Origin of the sequence: Janibacter indicus (assembly GCF_900176385.1) — a bacterium.
GTDB classification, from domain to species: Bacteria; Actinomycetota; Actinomycetes; order Actinomycetales; family Dermatophilaceae; genus Janibacter; species Janibacter indicus.
The window spans coordinates 69,542-87,258 of record NZ_FWXN01000006.1 but is presented as its reverse complement, the minus strand read 5'-3'; the positions used below and the strand labels follow the sequence as shown (position 1 = coordinate 87,258).

Annotated in this window: 20 protein-coding genes; 7 read left to right on the top strand and 13 right to left on the bottom strand. The window is 72.6% G+C overall.

Features of this window, described 5'->3' with window-relative positions; all coding sequences use genetic code 11:
* Positions 1 to 14: 14 nt before the first annotated feature.
* The 4 genes from B9B60_RS08460 to B9B60_RS08445 form a co-directional block, all read right to left on the bottom strand.
* Positions 15 to 884, bottom strand: coding sequence for a hypothetical protein (locus tag B9B60_RS08460; protein WP_084450893.1), 870 nt, complete (start codon positions 882 to 884; stop codon positions 15 to 17).
* A gap of 97 nt (positions 885 to 981) precedes the next feature.
* Positions 982 to 2,496, bottom strand: a complete 1,515-nt coding sequence (locus B9B60_RS08455; protein WP_084450891.1) for a glycosyltransferase family 87 protein — start codon at positions 2,494 to 2,496, stop codon at positions 982 to 984.
* Complete coding sequence (locus B9B60_RS08450; RefSeq protein WP_234993805.1) at positions 2,493 to 3,194, bottom strand: glycosyltransferase; 702 nt, start codon at positions 3,192 to 3,194, stop codon at positions 2,493 to 2,495. Before B9B60_RS08450 ends, B9B60_RS08455 begins: the two co-directional genes overlap by 4 nt.
* Before the next feature lie 2 nt (positions 3,195 to 3,196).
* The gene (locus B9B60_RS08445) at positions 3,197 to 4,078 is read right to left on the bottom strand and encodes a DUF5926 family protein (RefSeq protein WP_084450889.1); all 882 of its coding nucleotides are present in this window, start codon (positions 4,076 to 4,078) and stop codon (positions 3,197 to 3,199) included.
* Between the two features lie 99 nt (positions 4,079 to 4,177).
* Here B9B60_RS08445 and B9B60_RS08440 point away from each other — a divergent pair, with 99 nt between their 5' ends.
* Positions 4,178 to 4,657: an ATP-binding protein gene (locus tag B9B60_RS08440; RefSeq protein WP_084450887.1), complete on the top strand. Its 480-nt coding sequence runs from the start codon at positions 4,178 to 4,180 to the stop codon at positions 4,655 to 4,657.
* On the opposite strand, the gene B9B60_RS08435 is transcribed toward B9B60_RS08440, so the two are convergent.
* A complete protein-coding gene (locus tag B9B60_RS08435) occupies positions 4,658 to 5,398 on the bottom strand; it encodes a thermonuclease family protein (protein WP_234993804.1) in 741 nt (246 codons plus the stop codon).
* Between the two features lie 169 nt (positions 5,399 to 5,567).
* Between B9B60_RS08435 and B9B60_RS08430 the strand changes: the two genes are divergently transcribed.
* Complete coding sequence (locus B9B60_RS08430; protein WP_084450884.1) at positions 5,568 to 6,071, top strand: hypothetical protein; 504 nt, start codon at positions 5,568 to 5,570, stop codon at positions 6,069 to 6,071.
* A 76-nt stretch (positions 6,072 to 6,147) separates the two neighbouring features.
* On the top strand, positions 6,148 to 7,278 hold the full coding sequence (gene rsgA, locus B9B60_RS08425) for a ribosome small subunit-dependent GTPase A (RefSeq protein ID WP_084451152.1): 1,131 nt from the start codon (positions 6,148 to 6,150) through the stop codon (positions 7,276 to 7,278).
* Between the two features lie 23 nt (positions 7,279 to 7,301).
* Here the strand turns inward: rsgA and B9B60_RS08420 are convergent, their stop codons facing one another.
* Together B9B60_RS08420 and B9B60_RS08415 are read right to left on the bottom strand one after the other, a co-directional pair.
* Positions 7,302 to 8,150, bottom strand: a complete 849-nt coding sequence (locus B9B60_RS08420) for a hypothetical protein (RefSeq protein WP_084450882.1) — start codon at positions 8,148 to 8,150, stop codon at positions 7,302 to 7,304.
* A 108-nt stretch (positions 8,151 to 8,258) separates the two neighbouring features.
* Complete coding sequence (locus B9B60_RS08415) at positions 8,259 to 9,281, bottom strand: pirin family protein (protein ID WP_084450880.1); 1,023 nt, start codon at positions 9,279 to 9,281, stop codon at positions 8,259 to 8,261.
* A gap of 91 nt (positions 9,282 to 9,372) precedes the next feature.
* On the opposite strand from B9B60_RS08415, the gene B9B60_RS08410 reads away from it, so the two are divergent.
* Both B9B60_RS08410 and B9B60_RS08405 read left to right on the top strand, forming a co-directional pair.
* Entirely contained in the window at positions 9,373 to 9,897 is a 525-nt protein-coding gene (locus B9B60_RS08410) for a hypothetical protein (protein WP_143445507.1), read from the top strand.
* 9 nt (positions 9,898 to 9,906) lie between these two features.
* Positions 9,907 to 10,830 (top strand): pseudouridine synthase, encoded by a 924-nt coding sequence (locus B9B60_RS08405; RefSeq protein ID WP_084450877.1) that lies wholly within the window; start codon positions 9,907 to 9,909, stop codon positions 10,828 to 10,830.
* 180 nt (positions 10,831 to 11,010) lie between these two features.
* Here B9B60_RS08405 and B9B60_RS08400 read toward each other — a convergent pair whose 3' ends face one another.
* Both B9B60_RS08400 and B9B60_RS08395 read right to left on the bottom strand, forming a co-directional pair.
* Positions 11,011 to 12,699 (bottom strand): MDR family MFS transporter, encoded by a 1,689-nt coding sequence (locus B9B60_RS08400; protein ID WP_268766714.1) that lies wholly within the window; start codon positions 12,697 to 12,699, stop codon positions 11,011 to 11,013.
* Positions 12,696 to 13,208, bottom strand: a complete 513-nt coding sequence (locus tag B9B60_RS08395; RefSeq protein ID WP_084450875.1) for a MarR family winged helix-turn-helix transcriptional regulator — start codon at positions 13,206 to 13,208, stop codon at positions 12,696 to 12,698. Before B9B60_RS08395 ends, B9B60_RS08400 begins: the two co-directional genes overlap by 4 nt.
* Positions 13,209 to 13,378: 170 nt before the next feature.
* Here B9B60_RS08395 and B9B60_RS08390 point away from each other — a divergent pair, with 170 nt between their 5' ends.
* Positions 13,379 to 14,356 (top strand): glycosyltransferase, encoded by a 978-nt coding sequence (locus B9B60_RS08390; RefSeq protein ID WP_084450873.1) that lies wholly within the window; start codon positions 13,379 to 13,381, stop codon positions 14,354 to 14,356.
* On the opposite strand, the gene B9B60_RS17140 is transcribed toward B9B60_RS08390, so the two are convergent.
* The 3 genes from B9B60_RS17140 to B9B60_RS08380 are packed head-to-tail and all read right to left on the bottom strand — an operon-like array spanning position 14,328 to position 15,766.
* On the bottom strand, positions 14,328 to 14,486 hold the full coding sequence (locus B9B60_RS17140; protein ID WP_159451176.1) for a hypothetical protein: 159 nt from the start codon (positions 14,484 to 14,486) through the stop codon (positions 14,328 to 14,330). The two genes, B9B60_RS08390 and B9B60_RS17140, sit on opposite strands and share 29 nt — an antisense overlap.
* A 43-nt stretch (positions 14,487 to 14,529) precedes the next feature.
* Entirely contained in the window at positions 14,530 to 15,168 is a 639-nt protein-coding gene (locus tag B9B60_RS08385) for a VOC family protein (RefSeq protein WP_084450872.1), read from the bottom strand.
* Between the two features lie 7 nt (positions 15,169 to 15,175).
* Positions 15,176 to 15,766 (bottom strand): mycothiol transferase, encoded by a 591-nt coding sequence (locus B9B60_RS08380; protein WP_084450870.1) that lies wholly within the window; start codon positions 15,764 to 15,766, stop codon positions 15,176 to 15,178.
* Between the two features lie 127 nt (positions 15,767 to 15,893).
* On the opposite strand from B9B60_RS08380, the gene B9B60_RS08375 reads away from it, so the two are divergent.
* The gene (locus B9B60_RS08375) at positions 15,894 to 16,853 is read left to right on the top strand and encodes a helix-turn-helix transcriptional regulator (protein WP_084450868.1); all 960 of its coding nucleotides are present in this window, start codon (positions 15,894 to 15,896) and stop codon (positions 16,851 to 16,853) included.
* 78 nt (positions 16,854 to 16,931) lie between these two features.
* Here the strand turns inward: B9B60_RS08375 and B9B60_RS08370 are convergent, their stop codons facing one another.
* Entirely contained in the window at positions 16,932 to 17,690 is a 759-nt protein-coding gene (locus B9B60_RS08370; RefSeq protein WP_084450867.1) for an SDR family oxidoreductase, read from the bottom strand.
* Positions 17,691 to 17,717 lie beyond the last annotated feature (27 nt).

The following is a 17,717-nucleotide window of genomic DNA, read 5'->3' as shown; positions in this document are numbered from 1 at the left end:
CCAGCGTCTCAGCGTCAGGGAGCTTGCAGCTGACGGGGGTAGCAGGCGTTGTCGAGGTCGTCTCCGCTCAGCCACGAGAACTCGACCGCGCACCATGCCTCGGCGTCCTCGCGGCTGGTCAGCCATCCGGGGTCGACGATGGTCATCCAGATCTTGTCGTCGTCGGCTCCCACGGTGCTGCCAAGATCTTCGGCCTTGAGCAGGTAGACGTCGGTCCAGGCGTAGGTCGACTCGTACCCCTCGTGCAGCTCGAGGATGTCGGGGAGTCGGAAGACGTGCGACCCGCTGCTCGTGACCTGGCGGTCGTCACGGGTGCCGTCCTGCTTGGCCGAGAGGCTCACCGCCCAGTCGCCGTCGGTGTCGAGCCGGGCGAGCGACTCGTCGCGCTTGTCGCTCAGCTGCTCGGCCGCACTCGGCGGGGCCGCGGTCGTGGTCACCGTGGTCGTGGGCGGCGGCGTCGCGGTACTCGTCACGGTCGTCGTGGGCGGGGGTGTGGAGGTCACGGTCGTCGTCGGCGTCGAGGTCGAAGGGGGCCCGGCCGCGGGCTCGCCGTCGGAGCCGAAGAACCACAACGCTGCACCACCCGCACCGAGCAGCAGGACACCGGCAACGACGGCAGCGACGATTGCGGTCCAGGGCGGGCCGCCGTGCGAGCCGGGGGGTGGGGCCATCGAGGCCCCCGCTGTCGGTGCACCGGCAGTGGGCGTGACCGGGAGTGGACCTGTGCCCGTGGGCGGCGTCGGCTGCACGATCCAGTCGTCCCCCGAGGTCTCGGGCGACGGCTGCGGCCAGCCCGGGCCGGGGTCGAGTGCTGCCTGGGCGCGGGTTGGCTCGTCGTCCTGCCAGAAGCGACCGGCGTCGTCCGTACCACCATCGGTCGCCATGCGGGCCCCGCACCCGGGGCAGAAGGCCCCCGTGCTCGTCGTCCCGCACGAAGTGCACTCCATCTCGTCCCCCCGGGTCGCGCGCGATCACTGGATCTTAGATCCGTTGACCCCTTCCTGACCATCCCCTGACTCGACTCTGACGGGCTTGCCGGCACAGCACCCAGATCGCGACCCACACGGCGACCGTGGCCAGTGGCGACGCAACGAAGCGGAAGCCCAGCGTCACCGTCTCGATCTTCTCGGGCAGCTGGACGCGACCGGGGACGTAGGCCAGGGCGAGGACGAGCGAGCGACCCACCAGCAGGAGCAGCACCGGAGCGAGCCGACGCCACCCCTCGCGCCCCACGACCCCGACGAGCACGGCGGTCGCCAGCCACTGCGGCAGCTCGTACCAGGGCAGGACGTAGCCCGCGCCGAGCGCGTAGGCCGTCGTGAGCACCCACAGCGCCCGCACCACGACCACGTCGGTCAGGCCCTCGGTGATCCGCCACAGGGCGATGGCGAGCAGCAGGCACGCGCCCGCCGCGATCCAGGTCGTCGTCGTGCGCGCGAAGGGCTCGCTCGTGGCGAGGTCGAGCAGCGTGTAGAGGCCACGCCACGGCATCGCGTAGGAGATCCCGCCGCCGGCCTCGGTGATCCGACCGAGCGCGTGGGCACCCACGACGGCATGAGCCGGCACGAGCACGAGGAGGGTCCCGAGCACGAGTGCACCGGCACCGGCCCACCGACCCCCACGCCGTGAGAGCAGGTCCCACACCAGCGCGACGCCGACGACCCCGGCGGTCAGCTTCACGCTCGCGGCGAGCCCGGTGGCGAGCCCGGCGAGCAGCGGTCGCCGGGCGAGGCCGAGCCCGAGGGCCGCGGCCATCGCGCAGACGGCGAGGGTGTCGACGTGCGCCCCGAGGACCCCGGCGCCGAGGACGAGGACATTGGCCGTCCACCACCGGTCGACGGTGGGCCGGGGTGTGCCCAGGCGCACGAGCAGCTCACGGGTGCCGAGCCAGGCCGCGACGACGAGCGCCTGCCAGACCCACACGACCTGCCGGGCGACGTCACCGCCGACCCCGGCCGCGAGCCCCATGAGCCACGTGCCGACCGGCCCGTAGACGCTCGTCGCCTCACGCCACGGGTCCTGGACCCGGCTGACGACGGGGTCGGCCCCGCCGCGCCACTCCGCCGGCACGACCGACCACGGGTCGCCGCCCTCGACGAGGATCCGCCCGTAGGCCGCGTAGTTGGTGTGGTCGGCGGTCCCGAAGGGCGCGGTGAGCAGCACCAGCCCGGCGAGCACCACGAGGTGCCACCACCGCAGGCGAAGGGGGGTCGGCCGCCGCACGTGCCGCCACAGCGAGACCGCGCCCAGGGCGTAGCCGGTGGCCTGGAGGGCGATGACCGTCCAGCCGCCGAGCCGCCACGGGAGCGAGGGGGGAGCCCAGCCCCTCGGTCCCAGGGGAGGGAGGGCCAGCGAGGTGCCGCTCGCCCCGACGAGCAGGAGCAGGCCGATGCCGACGACGAGCAGGCCGAGCCCCAGCGGGTCGCTTCCACGGTGGTCGAGGTGCGAGGCCGTCCACGGCCGAAGCCTCGAGACCCCCTCGCCCGGGGTGCTCACGACAGGAAGCGCCGAGCCAGCAGCGCCGTCGACACGTCGCGCAGCTGCATGGCCCGGTGCACCCGGCCCTTGATGTCGTTGCCGGTGCGCCGGTGGGTCAGCTCCACGGGCACCTCGACGACCCGCCGGCCGGCCCGCAGCACGTCGACGAGCATGGCCGCCTCGACGCCCCAGCCGGACGCCAAGGGGGTGGCATCGGCGAAGGTCGCCCGGGTGAGTGCCCGCATGCCGTTGAGCGGCTGCTCGATCGTGCGCCCGGTCATCGCCTCGATCTGCGCGCGGGCCAGCCGGACGACGCGGCCGGAGCCGAGCGAGGACGCCGAGCGCGGGATGTTGGCGACGGTCAGGTCGGCGGACCCGAGCAGGACCGGGACGAGGAGGGGCTCGAGGTTGGCTGCGGACTCGGCGAGGTCCGCGTCGGCGAAGAGGAGCACGTGCTCGGGCGATCCGGTGCGCTGCTCCTCGGTGACGAGCCGGGCGACGCCGGTCTCGAGGGCAGCCGCCTTGCCGCGGTTGGCGGGGTGGCGCGCGACGAGAGCCCCGGCGTCGGCGGCCTCGCTGGCCGTGGCGTCGGTCGACCCGTCGTCGACGACGACCACGACGTCGACGTCCTGGAGCGAGAGCAGTGCGGTGACCGTCGCGGCGACCCGCTCGGCCTCGTCCTTGGCCGGGACGATCGCGGCCACTCTCGCGGACATCGTCAGCGCAGGGTCACCTGCCGCGAGAGCAGACCGGAACGGGCCCGGCGCTCGTCGGCAGTGAGGTCGTCGGTCGTGGCGGCCGCGGCCGCGTAGCGGGTGGCGAAGTCGGCCACCGCGCCCTCGTGCTCGGCGGGCTCGGAGTCGGCCGCGACCTCCCACACGGGGACGACGAGGCCGCCGGCGCGGAACATGCCGAGCAGGCGGCGGTCCTCGTCGAGGTGCGCCTCCCCCTTCGCGTGGAGTCGGGCCAGGGCGGTCGTCGCGCTCTCCTCGTCGTCGGCGAGGACGTGGCGGATGTAGGTGCGCTCGCCGATGCGGCACCAGTAGGTGCTCGGGGTGCCGGCGATCGGGGTGGTCGGGACGACGGACTCGTTGGCCCGCTCGAGGGACGCGGCGGCCTCGCCGCTCACCTCCTGGCCGTCGACCCAGAAGTCAAAGCCCTCGTGGACGGTGATGTCGAAGGGGGCGGAGGTGTCGACGAGGTCCTGCAGCCGCGGGGTCTCGGCGGTCGTGCGCGGCAGCTGGGGGATCGGGGCGCCCGGCTCGGCGGCCAGGGCGGTGAGCAGCGCCTGCGCGAGGTCGCGGCTCGGGTCGCCGCTGCTCGACCCGGACTGGCTGGCGATGAGCACGCTGCCGTCCTGACGGCGCAGCGCCGGCCAGGCCATCGGCAGCACGCTCGCGAGCGTCACCGTGTCGGGGGAGTCCGCGGGCACCGCGTCGGACCGCAGCGTCAGAGTGGCCGTGGCCGCCGGGAGGATCTCGTAGGCGGCCACCCAGTCGGGCTCGCCCGGCAGCCCCTCGAAGGGGCGTGCGACATATGGCACGGGGGCGACCTTGGTCTTGCCCTGTGCGTCCTTCTTGCGACGTGAAGCCTTACCCATGGCGGTCAGCGTAGGCGCTGCACGGCCCGGGAGTTGGGTCGCACCGCCGTGGCAGGGACAATGACCGGGTCCGCGACCGCGACGAAGGGATCGTCAGACATGGGGCAGCCACAGGACGGCGCCGCGACCGCACCGACGCTCGACTCCTTCGGGGGAGAGATCGGCCGCGGCCAGGCCCGCACGATCCGGGCCCGCTGGGAGCTGCAGACCGTCACCCGGGTGCGCGAGGCGATCGCCCTCGACCTCGCGGCGCGTGAGGTCAGCGAGCAGGTCATCGGCGAGGCCGAGCTCGTCGTCACCGAGCTGGTGACCAACTCCCTTCGGCACGCCTCGCCGCTCGCCGACCGGACCGTGCGCATCCACTGGAAGGCCCGCGGCGACAACGTCGAGGTCGAGGTGAGCGACGGCGGCGCCGAGACCGAGCCGGCCCCGGCGCCCCGCCAGATGTGGGCCACGTCCGGCCGCGGCCTGCGGATCGTGCGCAGCATCGCCCACGAGTGGGGCGTCCAGCGCGACGACAAGCAGACGACGGTCTGGGCGGCGCTGGGCGGCCCGTCGCGGCGTCGCGTCGGCCCCTGATCAGACCTTGCTCTTGCGCCACCCGGCGTTGCGCGCCTGCGTCTCGGTGCAGATCCAGCGCTCGCCCTTGCTCGTGTCGATCTTCGTCACGTTGTAGAAGCGCTGCCCGGGCAGGTGGTAGATCCGCTCGCCGCTGCTGCTGATGTTGCCCTTGATCTTGCAGCTGGTGCTGACCGGCGTCGGCTTCGGGGTGGACACGCACGAGCGCCACAGCCCGCGCTTCGCCGACTTGGCCCGGCTCTGGGCACGTCGGTGCGAGTACTGCCCGGCGTACTTACGGTTGTAGGTGTACTCCCGCGCGTAGCCTCCCTCGATCATCTTCAGCGCCAGCGACGTGCCGCCGGGCGTGTAGACGTGGCGCAGCAGTCGGCCGTACGTGTCCTTGTTGCCCTGCGAGCCGTCGGCCTTGATGTAGACGGTGCCGCCCTTGGTCAACTGCTTCATCCGGCTCGTGGCCTGGGTGCCGTAGCACTGCCGAGGGTTGGTCTCGGGGGCGTTGAGCCCGATGAGGCGCACGGGCGTGGAGCGGCCCTTGACCCGGACCCGGATGGTGTCGCCGTCGGTGACGCTCACGACCTTGACCGCGTAGCTGCCCTTGGGTCGGGCGCTCGTCGCCGAGGCGACGGCCGGCGCGAAGACGGTGACGGCAGAGGGTGCGACGGCAGCTGGTGCGGCGCTCGCGGCGGTGGGCAGGGACAGCATCAGGGCAGCGGCAGCCAAGGTGGCGGTAGCGCGGATCACGGCAGAGTCCGCGTGACGAAGGGGGGTGAAAGGGTGAGTGGAGGCCCCTGCGATGCACCGCTCCCGCGGTTCCCCCGGGCGTCATCGTGGCGGAGGGTGATTGATCTGTCAACGGTCTGGTGGTGAGTCCGTCCCACGCGCCGGGGTGCGGTCCTCCTAGGGTGTGGCCATGAGCTACGCGATGCCGCCCCAGCAGCCCACGAAGCGCGGGACCCCCTGGGTCTTCGTCACCGGTCTGGTCATCCTCCTCATCTCCTTCGTGCTGTGCGGGATCGGCGGGTTCTCCGTCTTCGGCCAGAGCCAGGAGCTCGCCGACGAGCCGATGCAGACCCGGTCCTACTCGGTCACCCTCGAGGAGGGTGAGTCGGTGGCCGTCTGGTCGGAGACCGCGACCGCATCGTGCACCGTGACCGGTCCCGCCGGCGCCGTGTCCGACTCCGGTACGGGCGACCAGTCGGTGACGGCAGGCGACAAGACGTTGCACCGGGTCATGGCCTTCGACGCCGAGCAGGGTGGCGGCTACACGATCAGCTGCACGGCGCCCTTCGTCGTCGGGGACAACCTGTCCGTCGGCAGCATCGTCATGGCCTCGATCGGTGGCGCACTGTGCTGCCTCGCCGTCGTCGTCACGGTCATCGGCCTCGTCGTCTGGCTGCGCCGCCGACGCGCCTGATCCCTGACGGACCGGGTGCCGGGCCCGGCAGATAATCACTGGCGAGCGGCCCGGCACCGGTGCCACCGTGGTGCCGATGAGCGACACCACCACCGTCCCCACCCTCACCGACCTCGGGTGGGACGACACGACCGCGGGCGCCTTCGACGACGCCGTGACGGGCTCCCCCCTTCGTGGCTCCTCCGTCGCTCCTCAGGACGGCGCCTTCGACCTCGTGGCGGGGCGCGTCGGCCGGGTCGACCGCGGGCGGGTGACCGTCCACACCGCCGACGGGCCGACCCCGGCGCTCGTCCGGCTGCCGGCGGGCAGCGAGCTCGAGGACCAGCCGACGACCGGCGACTGGGTGGGCCTGGAGCGCCGCCCCGACGGTGACGTCGTCCGCGTGGTCCTGCCGCGCAGCTCCGCGATCGTGCGCAAGGCCGCCGGCGAGCGGTCCGACGCCCAGGTCATGGCCGCCAACCTCGACCACGTGCTCGTGGCAGTGCCCTTCGAGACCCGGGTCAACCTGTCGACCATCGAGCGCTATCTCGTCGTCGCCTGGGAGTCCGGGGCGCAGCCGCTCGTCGTGCTGACGAAGTGCGACCTCGCCTACGACCCGGACGCCACCCGCGCCGAGGTCGAGACGGCCGCGCCCGGGGTCGACGTCCACGTCGTCTCCGCCGAGACCGGCGAGGGCGTCGACGTCCTCGCCGCGGTCCTCTCCGGCGGGACCACCGCCCTCGTCGGCCAGTCCGGCGCGGGCAAGTCGACGCTCGTGAACGTCCTTGCGGGAGAAGAGGTCCAGCTCGTCTCCGGGACTCGGCAGGACGGCAAGGGTCGGCACACGACGACCGCGCGCGAGCTCATCGCCCTCACCGGCGGAGGGGTGCTCATCGACACCCCCGGCCTGCGCTCGATCGGGCTGCACGACGACGGCGAGGGCGTGGCGCTGACCTTCCCCGACGTCGAGGAGCTCATCGCGTCGTGCCGCTTCGCCGACTGCGCCCACGAGACCGAGCCCGGCTGCGCGGTGCAGGCCGCACTGGCCTCCGGCGAGCTCGACGAGCGTCGCTGGCACAGCTGGGGCAAGCTCCAGCGCGAGGCGGCGTGGATCGCGATGCGCACCGACCCCGCCGCCCGGGCCGCTGCCCGCAAGCGGTGGGCGGCGATCGGGAAGTCGGGCAAAGCGCGGGCAGCGCTCAAGCGGGGGCGCGACCCCGTCGCCTGAGCCGTGGGCCTTGTGGTCGCCGGCTACCAGGGCTGGACGAGATCGGCCAGGTCCCGGCCGAAGCGCTCGGCGCTGCCCGGGCCCAGGTGCAGCCCGGTCACCGAGATCGTCACGACCACGACAAGCATGCCCAGTGCCGCGAGCTGGGCGGTGCGCCGCTCGCCGTGGGCGTCGCCGTGACCGGCCGGGTCGCGCAGCGACAGCCAGGTCGTGAGCGCCAGCGCGAGACCGGCCTGGACGAGCGCGATCTGCAGCATGCCGGCCGACAGCGCCCGGAAGGGCGAGACGAGCGGCAGCGCCACCTCGAGGACGACGACGGCCGCCGCCACCGCGAGGGACTGGAGCAGCCGGCGGCGCGGGGCGCTCGCGGGCCGGGCGGTCAGGTGCATGCGGTCGAGGGCCACGGCGAGCAGCACCCACTCGACGGCGAGGACGGCGACCCCGAGCGGCGGGCTGAGCATGCCGACGCGCACCGTCGGCCACAGCGTGAAGGTCGCCAGCACCATGACGACGATCCCGACGACCGTGCCGTGCCACATCGGGGACAGCCGGGCGGGGAAGGTCGTCGGCTGCGTCGAGCGTGAGCGCAGGCAGGCGATCAGCCCCACGGCGAGCGCGAGGCCGGCGGCGGCGATGCCGCCCCAGTGGGCGAGGACCCGGTGGCCGGCCGCGACCTTGCAGCCGGGTTCGGCGCACGAGCCGGCGTGCTCGGGATAGGAGGCGGTCGCCGACCAGCCGACTTCGACCAGGGCGAGGAGGGCCACCGCGACCAGCGCCCACGGCCAGTGGCGAAGGGGGGATCCTCCCCCCTTCGTCGCGGGCCGGGCCGCATCGGCCGAGGCCGCCTGACGGGTCGCCGACGGGCTGGTCACCCGATCATCCTCACCCACGGGTGCGACATCGCTGCGGCGACGCGCCCGGTGGGGTGCGCCCCCCTTCGTCGGGAGTCAGGGGGCCGACGAAGGGGGGAGCGGCACGCCTCAGAGGACGTCGTGGCCGGGGTGTCCGCCCTGCGCCATCGCCTCGGCGATCTCGAGGGCGGGGCGCACCTTCGGCGTCTTGGGGATGACGCCGAGGCGGCCGGCCTGGAAGTCCTCGAAGGCGGTGACGAGCTCCTCGCGGGTGTTCATGACGAAGGGGCCGTAGGCGGCGACGGGCTCGCGGATCGGGCGCCCACCGAGGAGGACGACCTCGAGCGAGGGGCTGCGCGAGTCCTGGCGGTCGTCGGCGGTGATCTCCAGGGCGCCACCGGCGCCGAAGACCGCGAGCTGGCCCTCGCGGATCGGGCGCCGGTCGGGACCGACGGTGCCCCGGCCGGAGAGCACGTAGGCCAGGCCGTTGAAGTCCTCGCGCCACGGGATGTGCAGCCGCGCGTCAGGGGCGACCGTGGTGTGGATCATCGAGATCGGTGTCGTCGTGATGCCCGGGCCCTCGTGGCCGTCCAGCTCACCGGCGATGACCCGCAGCAGCGCGCCGCCGTCGTGGCTGGAGAGCAGGCCGACCTGACCCGAGCGGATGTCCTGGTACCTGGGGTCGGACATCTTCTGGTGGCTCGGCAGGTTGACCCACAGCTGGAGCCCGTGGAAGACGCCACCGCTCACGACGAGCTCCTCCGGCGGGGCCTCGATGTGCAGCAGCCCGGAGCCGGCGGTCATCCACTGGGTGTCGCCGTCGGTGATCAGGCCGCCGCCCCCGTGGGTGTCCTCGTGGGCGAAGGTGCCGTCGACGATGTAGGTGACGGTCTCGAAGCCGCGGTGCGGGTGCCAGCTGGTGCCGCGCGCCTCGCCCGGGGCGTACTCGACCTCGCCCATCTGGTCCATGTGGATGAAGGGGTCCAGGCGCGCCATGTCGACGCCGGCGAAGGCGCGGCGGACTGGGAAGCCCTCGCCCTCGAAGCCCTTGGGCGCGGTGCTCACCGACAGCACCGGGCGGGAGATCGCCTCGGGTGCCGGCTGGGTGACGCGGGGGAGGGCGAGGATGTTGTCGACGGTCACGGCGGGCATCTGGTGCTCCTTCGGTTGATGGTCACCTGGGTCAACAGTAGTTGAAAATCAAACATTCCGCCCGGGTGGACGGGCACGTAGGGTGCGCCGCATGGCTGCCTCTCCTGATCCTTCGACCGCTCCGGCCCGGCGCCGTCCCTGGACGATGATCATCGGCGGGCTGCTGGTGCTGCTCGCGATCGGCTCGTGGGCCCTCGCGATGGGTCTGATGGTCAAGGAGGCGCACGACGTCGAGTCGCTCCCGCTGCAGACCGAGTCCCAGACCGTTCAGCTGGAGGCCGGTGACAGCACTCGGGTCTTCTCCGAGTCCGAGCAGGCGAGGTGCACCGTCGAGGGCCCCGGAGGGCGAGAGACCAACAACGGCTACCCGACGGCGCCCATCGACCTGGGCTCCGGTGACCTCTACCGGGTGATGACGGTCGACGCCGACGAGAGCGGCGAGTACGCCGTCGAGTGCACCGCGGGCTTCGTCCTGCACGCCCAGGGCAATGCGTGGGTGCCGCTGCCCATCGGGTGCGCCCTCGGGTGCGTGGGCTTCGTGACCTTCGTCATCGGCCTCGTCCTGTGGCTGGTGCGCCGCTCCGGCGAGCGGCGCGCGCACCCGCTGGCCGGCTGAGTCCAGCCCGTGCCGCCTCGCTCGCCCCTGCCCGCGCGCCACGGCCTCGGCGCGGCTTGGGTGCGCACCCCCGACCACGACCACGGCCGGCCGCGCCCGTGGTCGACGATGGGCCACTGGCTGCGCGACACCTCGCCCGAAGGGGTGGACGTCGACGGGATGCTGGCCGACGAGCGCTTCGTCTACGACGACGCTTCGGTGCTGCTGGCCGACGACGCCTACCGGCCGCACACCTTCGTGTGGTTCCACCGCAACCTGCGCGAGGAGCCCGCGGTGCCTGGCGAGATCACGGTGCTGCACCGTGACGAGCGACTCGTCGTCGTCGACAAGCCGCCCTTCCTCTCGACGATCCCGCGTGGGCGGCACGTCATGCAGAGCGTCACGGTGCGCCTGCGCGACGAGCTCGGTCTGCCGGAGCTCACCCCGCTGCACCGGCTCGACCGCGTGACTTCTGGCGTGCTCCTGCTCGCGACCGAGCGGCGGTGGCGCGGGCCCTACCAGACGCTCTTCGAGCACCGCCGGGTCCGCAAGACCTACGAGGCGCTCGCGCCCCGGCGTGACGACCTGGCCTTCCCGCTCACGGTGCGCAACCACATCGCCAAGACGCGCGGGGTGTGGCAGGCACAGGTCGTCCCCGACGCCCCGGTCAACGCGGTGACCGACATCGAGGTTGAGTCGGTCGCCGGGGACCTCGCCGTCTACCGGCTGACGCCCCACACCGGGCGAACCCACCAGCTGCGGCTGCACCTGCACGGCCTGGGCCTCCCGATCGTCGGTGACCCGCTCTACCCCGAGGTGCTCGACGTGTCGGTCGACGACTTCTCGACGCCGCTGCAGCTGCTCGCGAGCACCCTCGAGCTCGTCGACCCGGTCGACGGGCGCGAGCGGCGCTTCGTCAGCGGGCGGAGCCTGCCGATCGCCCCGCCGGGCTGACCCTCCGAGCCTCTGGGTCGGCTCGTGGCGGGCCGGCTGCCGCTGACTCTGCAGGTCCGTTGGCTGCATACGCCACTGCTCCGTACCTCGGGTCGGCCCAGAGGACGGAGCAGTGGCGTAGGGGCCCGGGTCGGCCGCTGGCCTCCCCGCGACAGGGTCCCCGGACCCGCCTACCGGGTCTCAGCCCCGGCGCGCGCCGGCCAGGTCCGAGTCGACCGACGCGCCCGGCTCGGTGGACTGGCTGGCGGCGGCGCCCCCTTCGCGCGTGGTGCGGTGGTCGCTCTCACCGGACTCCGACGCAGAGGCGTCGAGCACCTGCTGGCCGGCGTCTCCGACCGGGTGGTCGTCGTTGGTCTCGCGCAGCGGGGTGTTGGGGATGAAGAGCGTCGCGACGAAGACGACCGCGAGGATCGGTAGGCCGAGCGCGAAGGCGTCGGTCAGCTTGTCGGCCAGACCCCAGCGGACGGCGTCGGCGACGGCCGGGGGCAGCTTGGCCAGGGCGCTCGGGTCGAGCACCGCCCCGGCGTCCATGTGACCGCCGGCCTGCGCGGGCATGCCGCCGGGCAGGTGCGAGGCGATCTTTTCCTGCAGACCGCTGGACATGACCGCGCCGAAGATCGCGATGCCCACGGTCGAGCCGACGTTGCGGAAGAACTGGGTCGACGCGGTGGCGACGCCCATGTCGGAGCGGGAGACAGCATTTTGCACGACGAGGGTGTACTGCTGCATCGCCATGCCGAGGCCGATACCGAGGACGACCATCGCCTCGGTGAGCTGGAGGCTCGTGGCGGTGTGGTCGAGGCGGGTGAGCAGGAAGACGCCGACCGACATGACCGCGATGCCCGTGAGCATGAAGGGCAGGTACTTGCCCGTGCGGGTGATGAGCATCCCGGTGAGGATGCCGCAGATGATGAAGCCGAGCATGAGCGGCATGAGGATCAGGCCGGAGTTGGTCGCGTTGACGCCGATGACGCCTTGGGCGAAGACCGGGATGTAGATGATCGCGCCGAACATGACGATCGCGACGCCGAAGGCGGAGACCAGGCTCAGGCTGATCGCCCGGTTGGCGAAGAGGCGCAGCGGCAGCACCGGCTCGACGGCCTTGCGCTCGACGAGGACGAAGGCGGTGAGGGCGACGACGCTCAGGACGAAGAGGCTGATCGACTCGGTGGAGCCCCAGGCCCAGCTCGACCCGCCGAAGGAGACGGCGAGCAGCAGCGCGACGAGACCGGTCGAGAGGGTGGTGATGCCGAGGTAGTCGATCGGCGCCTTGCGCGGCGTGTGCGGCACGTGGAGGAAGCGTGCGATGAAGAAGAGGGCGATCAGGCCGATGGGCAGCGACACGAAGAAGAGCCAGCGCCAGCCGAGGTGGTCGGTGATGACGCCACCGAGGAGCGGTCCGGCGACCGAGGTGACACCGAAGACCGCGCCCATCAGGCCCTGGTACTTGCCGCGCTGCCGCGGCGGGATGATGTCGCCGATGATCGTCTGCGACAGCGGCATCAGCGTGCCCATGCCGAGGCCCTGCACGGCACGGCCGGCGACGAGCATCCAGAAGGACTGGGAGAAGCCGGCGATGAGCGAGCCGATCATGAAGACGACGATGCCGCCGAGGTAGAAGCCGCGCCGGCCGTAGAGGTCGGAGAACTTGCCGACGATCGGGACGGTGACGGCCGAGACGAGCATGGCCGCGGTGGCGACCCAGCTGTAGTGGTCCATGCCGCCGAGCTCGGAGACGATCCGGGGCAGGGCAGGACCGACGATGGTCTGGCTGACGGAGGCGACGAGCATGCCGAGCATGAGGCCGGCGAAGACGCGCTTGTTCTCCGTGCTCAACGTGTAGGGGGCGGATGCCGTGGTGGAGCTCACGGGGCGGTCCTTCCGGTGGTCTGGAGGGGCGAAGGGGGGTGCGTCGCCGGGTGCGCCTCGGCGGCAAGATCGGTGGCCAGTCGGCTGAGGAGACGGTCGAGCTCCTCGAGGTCGTCGACCGGCCAGTCGGCGAGCATCCGGCCGAGGAGGCCGGTGCGGGCCGAGCGCTCGTCGGTGAGCGCGTCGTGACCGGCGGCGGTCAGGCGGACGGTCGAGGCCCGGCCGTCGCTCGGGTCGGGCAGTCGCTCGAGGAGGTCGTGCGACTCGAGGTGGGTGACCCGCCGGCTGATCGTCGACAGGTCGTGGCCAAGGGTCTCCGCGAGCTTCGAGATGCGGATGCCGGCCTCGGTGGGGCAGTGCGCGAGCGACCCGAGGAGGGCGTAGTCGGTGCGACTCATCGCCTGGGGGTCGGTCGCCTGCCGGCGCGCGATCATCTTGGAGAAGAGCCCGAAGACCTGGCCCAGGGTCTCCTGCAGATGAACTGCGACGGTGGAGGTGGTTGTGTGCACCCATCAACTATATGCCTGCATGAGGCAACCAACCAAATCGCCCGACCTCAAGGAAATGCGACGGGGGACACGGTGCGGCGTCCGCGGCGGGCGGGGCGGTGGCAGTACGGTGACGGCGGCTGCGTGGTGGACGTGGTCGGGGAAGCGCGAACGAACGACGGGGATGGACCATGGGGGAGCAGGACTGGCAAGCCAAGGCGCAGTACCACGCTGCGCGCTCGCGGGAGCGGGCCGAGCGGATCGCCGAGCTCGGGGAGGAGCTGCTGCGGGCTCGCGCCGGCGCAGCGCAGGACGTGGTGCCGCCCGTCTACGGGGTGACCCGCTACAGCCTCTTCCAGCCGGAGAGCCCGGACTGGCGCCTCTCCCAGGTGGACGCCGCGGAGTACCGCGACCGGCTCTGGGCCCCCGAGCGGATGGCGCCGCGCCAGCAGATCTTCCTCGAGTGGGCGGTGCCGGTGTACCAGCGCTTCCACGAGCGGCACGGCTACCGGCACATCGTGCAGCACAGTCCCGACCTGCCCGACCGGTGGCTGGACCCCCTTCGTGCCGCGGCCGAGGCCAACCCGGCGCTCGTCCTCGACCCGGTCGGCGGGTGGAAGGGGCGCATCGGCGCGATCCGTGACGACCTGCGGGCCCGCGGTGTGCCTGCCGGGCCGCTCGCCTGGGTGCGCGTCGACGACGACGACCTGCTCGCCACCGACTACCTCGACCGGCTGCTGCCGCTCGTCACCCTGGCCCACGACGGGTTCGCGGTGAGCTTCGGTCGTGGCCTCACCGCTCGCTACACCGACGGAGCCCTGGCCGACTTCGGGGTGACGGTGCAGGCGATGGTCTCGATGGGCCTGGCCTTCGTCGGGCATCACGACGGCACCGGCAGGACGAGCTTCCCCTCGTCCGCCCGTAGTCACGCGGTGCTGCACCGGCACCTGCCGACCGTGCTCGACTCACGTCAGGTGTCGTACCTCCGGCTGCTTCACGGCCAGCAGGACCGAGACGTGGGTCGGGCGGCGTCGGACCCGACGCAGAGCCGCGTCGTCCCGGATCTCGACGAGACCCTGGCCCGCCTCTTCCCGACCGTGGTCGGGGCCTCCGACACCGCCTCCGGCACGTCCGGGGAGGTCAGGCCCCCTTCGCCAGGTAGGCCATGAGGGCGACGGTCATCGCGCTGATGCCGGTCCGCAGGGAGGGCACGTCGAGCGCGCGCGGGATGTCGCAGCCGAGCTCGTGCAGCCGGTCGGCGACGATGCCGGCGAGCAGGGGCCGTGCGTCCGTGGCCATGCCCTCGGTCTGCACCCGGGCGGGCAGGCGCGAAGGGTGACGGTCAGCCCTGCTCGATGAGCAGGGTCGGGGTGCCCAGGGCCCGGTCGCGGACGGTCGCCACGCGGGTGCCGGGCTTGCGGCCCGTGCGCACCTCGGAGACCTCGACGCCGCCTGCGACGAGGCGCTCGCGGGTGGCCTCGATGTTGGCGGACCGCCAGGCGAGGCCGCCGAAGCTGTCGGGCTCGCCCGTTGGCTCGATCGGCGCGGCGACTTCGACGACCGCGTCGCCGCAGCGGAAGAAGAGCCCGCGGAAGCCGTGCTCCGTCAGGCGCCGGTCCAGCCGCAGGTCGAGGCCGACGCGCGCGCCGAGGTCGGCGGCGGCCCGCTCGGCGTCACCGGTGCGCACGACGACGTGGTCGAGGACGAGGTCGGTGCTGCTGGGGCTCCCTTCGCCCTCGACGAAGGGGGCGAGTCGCCAGGTCAGCCCGCCGAGGTCGAAGCCGCCGGCGTCACCGTCGAGGCCGCGCCGCTGGAGCAGGCGTTCGGTCGCCGCGACGTCGTCGACGCCGAGGACGACGGCGGCCAGGCCCCCTTCGCCCGGCGTGACCTCGATCTCGCGGTCGAGCGTGCCGAGTCGCCGCCAGGCGTCCTGCGTGGCGGCGACGTCGGGGCTGGTGATGGTCAGGCCGGTGATGCGCACCTGCCCATCATGCCGTCGCCGGCTCCTTCGGTGACCACGGCTGGGCGAAGGGGGTCGCCGGGCGGCCCGTGTCGGCGAGGACCAGCTCGAGCGAGGTCGCGCCGTCGATCTGATCGCGGATGATGTCGGCGTGGCCCGCATGCCGGGCGAGCTCCTCGATGAAGTGGCCGAAGGAGTAGCGCATCGCGGCCTGCGAGGAGTCCATCAGGCCGTACCACGGGGCCGGCGGGACGGTCTGCTCCGCGCTCGGGTCGCTGCTGCGGATCCACTCGACGACCGCGACCCGGCGTCGGTCGAAGGTCGCGATCGTCTCGGCGAGGGTCTCGTCGGCGCGCAGGGCGAAGGTGTCCATGAAGGCCGCGTAGGCGTCCTCGGTGATCTCGCCGCCCTCCTCGACGCGCGCCTCCTTGTCGTCCGGCGCGGCGATGACATAGCTCGTGTGCTTGATGATCCCGCCGATAGACAGTGCTGAGCGGGTCGGGGTGAGGCGAGCCTGCTCCTCGGTGAGGCCGTGGGCGCTGGCGCGCAGGCTCTCGAGCTGCTGGTCGACGTACTCGGCGTAGCCGGTGATCTCGTCGTGGACGGCCGGTGTGTACATGGCGTGCTCCTTGCGGTCGAAGTCTCGCTGCTCGTGCCGCGAAGGGAGGGACCTCCCTTCGCCCGGAATCCACTGTCCACGGCATTGCGGACACTTTCTGTCACCAATCCGGCGGATGATGGTGGGCATGGCCGAGACGACCGAACGTGCGCTGCGCCTGCTGGGGCTCTTCGAGACCCGGTCGGTGTGGACCGGGCCGGAGCTCGTCGAGCTGCTGGGGGTGACCACCCGCACCCTGCGGCGCGACGTCGAGCGGCTGCGCGAGCTCGGCTATCCCGTCGAGGCGACGCCCGGGGTCGGCGGCGGATACCGGCTCGGCAGCGGCGGGCGGATGCCGCCGCTGCTCCTCGAGGAGGACGAGGTCGTGGCCGTGACGGTGGCACTTCGCGTTGGCGCACAGGGGATCTCGGCGATCGGCGAACCCGCCGTGCGGGCCCTGACCAAGCTCGACCAGGTGATGCCGCCGCGGCTGCGCGGCGAGGTGGCGGCGCTCGCCGACGCCACCGCCCTGCTGCCCGGCGCGACCGACGACGTCGACACCGGCGTGCTCGTCGTCCTCGCCCACGCGGTGCGTGACCACGTGCGGGTGCGCTTCGGCTACACGGGGCGCTCGGGCGAGGTGAGCGATCGCGACGTCGAGCCCTATCGCCTCGTCGCGACCGGTCGGCGGTGGTACCTGCTCGCGTGGGACGGGCGAAGGGAGGACTGGCGCACCTTCCGCCTCGACCGGATGTCGGGGGTGCGGGCGTCGACCTTCCGCTTCCGGCCGCGGCCGTCGCCCGATGCCGTCGAGCACGTGCGGCGGGCGGTGACCCGGGCCGGCTATGCCCACCGGGTGCGGGTGCGCCTGACCGCCGACGTCGGGGCGGTGCGCCGCCGCGTCCCCGCGGCCTACGGGGTCGCGACCCAGGTGCGCCCCGGTGTCACCGACCTCGAGTCGAGCGCCGACGACCTCGCGAGCCTCGCCCGTCACCTGACGATGGCGGCCTTCGACCTCGGCGCCACCCTCGGGGTCCTCGAAGGGCCCGGCCTCGCCGACGCCATCGACGACTTCACCATCCGCCTCGCCACCACCCGCCAGACGTGAGTCTGCATTGCCGTAGGGCAATGCAGATTCAGGTCGGCCGGGAGGCCGCATTGCCGTAGGGCAATGCAGAGTCGGGCGTCAGAGCATCTTGCGCACGACGGAGAGCGGCAGCACCTTCATCGCGGAGCCGACGGCGACCCAGGGCTTGGCGGGGACGAGCGCCTTGGCCTTGCGGCCCTCGATGGCGACGACCATCGCGCGCACGCCGGTCTCGGTGTCGACCATGAACTTCGTCTTCTGCTCGACCTTCTCGTTCATCTCCGAGCGGATGTAGCCCGGGTAGAGGACGGTGACGTCGATGTGGAGCTCGGGCTTGCCGATCATCTCGCTGCGGATGCCCTCGCCGAGCGAGGCGAGGAAGGCCTTGGAGGCGCCATAGGTCGTCATCGACTTCGGCATGCCGCGCAGCGCGGTGACCGAGGCGATGAGCACGAGGTGGCCGGCCTTCTGCTCGCGGAAGATCGCCATCGCGGCCTCGGTCTGGATCGCGGCGCCGAGCACATTGGTCTCGATGGTCTGCCGGTTGGCGTAGTGGCTGCCCTTGCCATAGGGCGCGCCCTTGCCGAGTCCGGCGTTGACGATGACCCGGTCGAGGCGGCCGAAGTCCCCCTTCGCCTGGTCGAAGACGGCGGTGACGGCGTCGTCGTCGGTGACGTCGAGGGCATAGGTCTCGACCCGGCGACCGGGGTGGGCGGCGAGGATCTGCGCCTTGAGCTCGTCGAGCCGGTCGGTGCGGCGCGCGGTGAGCGCCAGGTCGTGGCCGAGCGCGGCGAACTGGCGGGCCATCTCGGCGCCGAGGCCGGAGCTGGCGCCGGTGATGAGGGTCGTGAAGGTCATGCGGACTCCTGGGTGTGGGGCGAAAGG